The organism is Methanobrevibacter cuticularis, from assembly GCF_001639285.1.
GTDB classification, from domain to species: Archaea; Methanobacteriota; Methanobacteria; order Methanobacteriales; family Methanobacteriaceae; genus Methanobaculum; species Methanobaculum cuticulare.
The window spans coordinates 1-4,860 of sequence record NZ_LWMW01000156.1; the positions used below are offsets into that span (position 1 = coordinate 1).

The following is a 4,860-nucleotide window of genomic DNA, read 5'->3' on the forward strand; positions in this document are numbered from 1 at the left end:
AGAATTTTTTATTTTTTCTCTTTCCTTAATAATTGAATCATCTACATTCATATAAAAATACTCCATTTATAGTCGAAAAAATCTTATTTTAATAATATTTTAATGCTTAAAATGATAAAATAATAGTCTTAGAATATTAAATTTGATTGAAAATAATTATATTTTATTTCCAAATTTTTCCAGCAAGCCATCTGGCACCATTATAAATTTTACCACCCACACTTTTAAGTCCATTATATATATTTTTCGCTAAATTAGTTCCATTATTAATTATTTTCTTTGAAATTGATTTAATATTATTAAAAGCTGATTTACCTGCATTATAGTAAGTATTAATAGTTTTAATAGTTTTTGAGACAAATTTATTATATTCTGATTTAACTGTACTCTTAATAGAATTAGTAATTGAAGGTAAATGAATTTAAAAGTAACACTAGAATTCTCACCAACACCAATAATACGATTCAAATGATGAGCATCTAAAACAGCACGCTCAGAATTAGATTTACCTTGAATAGTCAGATTTTTCTTATTAATAACACAATCTGACCACTAGTACTTGTATAAGTCTTATTACCTAACAAAATAACATCATTGTTACTAGAACCATCAATAACACTCTGAACATCATTAAAATCATTACCACCCACAGTAAAATTACTAGCAAAAACACACGGCCAAGATAATAAAACTACAAATAATAATAGAAGAAATATTACAAAGTTCCGTTTTCGCATTTAAACCCACATCACAATAAAATCTATTGCTAAATACATAATTTCCTAAATAGTCACAATTTATGTTTCATTTTGGAGAAGAATAAACCTAAAAAAACTAACGAAAAACATATTACTAATCATACAATTATAATAATAAATATTAGAATAATAACCATATAAATACTTTACTATTACAAGAGCATGAAAAATAATTAGATTTTATAGAAATCATATTTTGGGTTTTATGTTAAATGTTTTTGTGTATCTGTATCGGTCATAACAGGCATTTTTTTAATTTAGTTTCTTTATTTTTTAAGTTAATCTGTATAATAAAGACTTGCTTGATCACAAGAGTGTCCATTTCCATCTAAAGCTACCTATGGGCCTTCAATATCAGATAATTCTATAGTCAATCCACTATTTCATCTATCATATCTGACCATGGTCTTTAAAGAATTTCTTCAATGTAGTACAATCTGGAACAGTTTTTAAATCAAGTACTGGCATAATTTCTGCATTAACTGAATAACTGAAGTGAAAAAACTATAATCAACCCTTAATCGCTTCATGAACATTATAAACCATTGATCTGATGTTGATTGAATGTATACTTTGATTTATTACAGGAATAAACTGGCAAAGTCTTTTCAGCAACTTTAAAAGCTACAAATACAAACTTTATTAACTCATTATTACATGAAATTCTCATGGAATCATATAGTAATTTCTTAATACTAACATGTGGTCCCACCATACTTAACATGATTTCTAGAAAGCTATTATTTTAGAAAAATATAATAAGACTATAAAATAATATATTTATAAGAAGTAAATTGAATTAAGGGGATTTAGTGAAAAAATCAAATGAGTTTCGAGGGATAACATGTACAATGGAGATAAGATATATAAAAAAATATTATTATGTGTAGATGGTTCAAAATTTGCAGAAAGAGCTGCGGAACATGCTTTATTTATTAGTAGTTTTAGTGATGCAGAAGTTATGTTTTTAAGCGTGGTTGAAACAAATTTTTCTGCTGGACTTCCCGCAGATGAATCTATTTATCAAATAAATGGATTACTTAAACAAGAAGCTGAAAAAAATGTAGAAAAAGTCCTAAAAGTAGGAAAAAATGGTTTTAATGATATTAAAACCACTACAAAAATAGATGAGGGTTCACCTTCTGAAATTATATTAGAAACTATTGAAAAAGAAAATATCGATCTTGTTATTATGGGAAACTCAGGTAAAAGTGGCTTTGATAAACTAATAATTGGAAGTGTGGCTGATAAAGTTACTAAAAAAGCAACATGCTCAGTTTTAATAGCACAATAAGAATTATTATAACAAACTTCTTTAAATATAAAGAACAGTTATTGTGCTATTTACTAGTTATTTAATAATTATATAAAATATATACTAACTAATCAACTATATAGAACTTATACTAACACTAACCAGCTATTTAACAGCTACATAACACATATACTAACTAATCAACTATATAGAACTTATACTAACACTAACCAGCTATTTAACAGCTACATAACACATATACTAACTAATCAGCTATATAGAACTTATACTAACACTAATCAACTATTTAACAGCTACATAACACATATACTAACTAATCAGCTATTTACCTCTAATTAGTTATTTGGCAATAGAATCTCGTTCAATAGCTGTTGGTCCTGTTCTAGATATTTTTTGTATTCCGAAACTTTTTAACATTGAAATTAAAGCGTTGATTTTACTTGGATTTCCAGTTATTTCTACTGTTAAGCTATTTTCACTGATATCAATTACTTTTCCTCTGAATATGTTTGTATATTGGATGATTTCAGATCTCTTTTTTTCATCATCTGTCTTAACTTTTATAAGACATAGTTCTCTTTTAACAGTATTTTGAGGATCAAGATCTCTAACCTTGATAATATCCACTAACTTATTTAATTGCTTTGTAATTTGCTCTAAAACTCTTTCATCACCTTTTGCAACAATAACCATTCTTGCAAAACCTTCAGTTTCAGAACCTCCAACAGTGATACTTTCTATATTGAACCCTCTTCGCGTAAATAGACTAGATACATTTTGTAATACTCCTGGCCTATTTTCAACTAATGTACTAATAACATGAGTATCTGTTTCCATATGATCACTTCCTTCCCTTAATTTCTTCATCAATTCTCTTCCTTAAAATCATCAAGATTAGCTTGATCTTCTGTTTTATAGTCTCCAAGAATTTCTGTTATTCCACATCCTGGTGGAATCATTGGAAGAGTCTCAGATTTATCAATGACTATGTCAAGTAAGGTCGGTTCTCCACTTTTAAGTGCGTTTTTCAAAGCTTCCTTGGTTTCTCCTGGTTTTTCAACTTTTTCAGCATTTATATTAAATGATTCAGCTAATTTCATGAAATCCGGGAGTTCACCAAGATCTGTATGAGATAAACGTTTATCATAGAAAAGATTTTGCCACTGATAAACCATTCCAAGTTTTCTATTATCAAATAAACATATAACAACAGGAATATCATTTTCTTTAATGGTTGCAAGATCTTGACAAACCATTAAGAATCCACCATCTCCTGTAACTGCAAGAACATTATTATCAGGCATAGCTACTTTAGCACCAATAGCTGATGGGAATCCAAAGCCCATAGTTCCAAGACCCCCAGAACTTATAAATTTACGAGGTTTAGTTGTGTTGTAAAAGTGAGCCATCCACATTTGATGTTGTCCAACATCAGTGGTAATGATTGAATCTTGATTGAGAGATTCTGCTATTTCTTTTATAACTTGTTGTGGTTTTAATGGAATATCTGAATAGCTTACTCGTGGAATACAGCTATTTTTAAATTCTATTGTTTTAGTAAACCAATTTTGTGAAACTTCTCCAACTTTAATAATCTCCTTTTGAGAAGCATTTAGCTCTTTGATTGTAGATATCAATGAATTTAAAACATTTTTTGCATCCCCAACTATTGGAACATCTACATCTATATTTTTCCCTATTTCTGCAGGGTCTATATCAACATGAATAATTTTAGCATTTTTTGCAAAATCTGAAATCCTTCCTGTTGTTCTATCTGAGAATCTACAACCAATAGCTATTAAACAATCACTTTCATCAATGGATAAATTAGATGCTTTCCTACCATGCATCCCAACCATTCCAAGATAATTTTCTTCATCCTCAGGAAATGCTCCTTTACCCATTAATGTTGTTGTTATTGGAGCATTGATCAATTGTGAAAAGGTTTTAAGTTCTTCTGATGCTCCAGCTATTATTAATCCTCCACCAACTAGTATGATTGGTTTTTCAGAGTTAGCTATTAGTTTAATGGCTTTTCTTATTTGTTTAAGATTTCCTTTTGTTGTTGGGTTGTAACCTGATGTAATATAGAGATCTGTAGAATAATAATCTAGCTCTTGTTCTTGAACATCTTTTGGAACATCAATAACAACAGGACCAGGTCTACCAGAAATAGCTAATTCAAAGCTTTTTTTTATAGCAGATGGGATTTCATTACTATTTTTAGGTTGATAAGCGTGTTTTGTAATTGGCATTGCTAATCCTAACATATCAACCTCTTGAAATGCATCTTTTCCAATTAACTGCGTTGGAACTTGTCCAGAAATAGCTACAACTGGTGAAGAATCCATGTGTGCAGTAGCTATTCCTGTGATTAGATTTGTTGCTCCTGGTCCAGATGTAGCTACACAAACTCCTACTTTGCCAGATGCCCTCGCATAACCATCTGCTGCATGAGCTGCAGCTTGTTCGTGTCTTACCAAAATATGACGTAAGTCTGCATCATAAAGCATGTCATAAAGTGGAAGAACTTGTCCTCCAGGATATCCAAATATGGTATCAGTTCCTTGTTCTATAAGAGCCTTTATTATGGCTTCTCCTCCTCTCATTTACACACCTTGACTTAAATTAATTATTGAATTATTATAATTTTTAATTTTTTATTATAATTTTTATAATTTTTGTTTTTAATATAAGTAATTTTTTATATTAATACTACATTTACAGTAAAAATATTTGAATATTTATATGATTTTATATTATGATTTTAGGATATTTAATAAATATTTTTATAAATAATTAATTAAATTTAATATAATTCAGAAT

General features: G+C 28.7%; 5 protein-coding genes. 1 reads left to right on the forward strand and 4 read right to left on the reverse strand.

Annotation, left to right across the window (positions count from 1 at the left end; translation table 11 throughout):
- Window positions 1–518: 518 nt before the first annotated feature.
- Entirely contained in the window at window positions 519–737 is a 219-nt protein-coding gene (locus tag MBCUT_RS09875; RefSeq protein WP_067260562.1) for a hypothetical protein, read from the reverse strand.
- A gap of 556 nt (window positions 738–1,293) precedes the next feature.
- A complete protein-coding gene (locus MBCUT_RS11425) occupies window positions 1,294–1,482 on the reverse strand; it encodes a hypothetical protein (RefSeq protein ID WP_169805441.1) in 189 nt (62 codons plus the stop codon).
- A gap of 120 nt (window positions 1,483–1,602) precedes the next feature.
- Between MBCUT_RS11425 and MBCUT_RS09880 the strand changes: the two genes are divergently transcribed.
- Complete coding sequence (locus tag MBCUT_RS09880) at window positions 1,603–2,052, forward strand: universal stress protein (protein ID WP_245634990.1); 450 nt, start codon at window positions 1,603–1,605, stop codon at window positions 2,050–2,052.
- A 321-nt stretch (window positions 2,053–2,373) separates the two neighbouring features.
- Here MBCUT_RS09880 and ilvN read toward each other — a convergent pair whose 3' ends face one another.
- Both ilvN and MBCUT_RS09890 read right to left on the reverse strand, forming a co-directional pair.
- Window positions 2,374–2,871, reverse strand: coding sequence for an acetolactate synthase small subunit (gene ilvN, locus MBCUT_RS09885; protein WP_067260570.1), 498 nt, complete (start codon window positions 2,869–2,871; stop codon window positions 2,374–2,376).
- Between the two features lie 29 nt (window positions 2,872–2,900).
- Window positions 2,901–4,643 (reverse strand): acetolactate synthase large subunit, encoded by a 1,743-nt coding sequence (locus tag MBCUT_RS09890; RefSeq protein ID WP_067260566.1) that lies wholly within the window; start codon window positions 4,641–4,643, stop codon window positions 2,901–2,903.
- Window positions 4,644–4,860 lie beyond the last annotated feature (217 nt).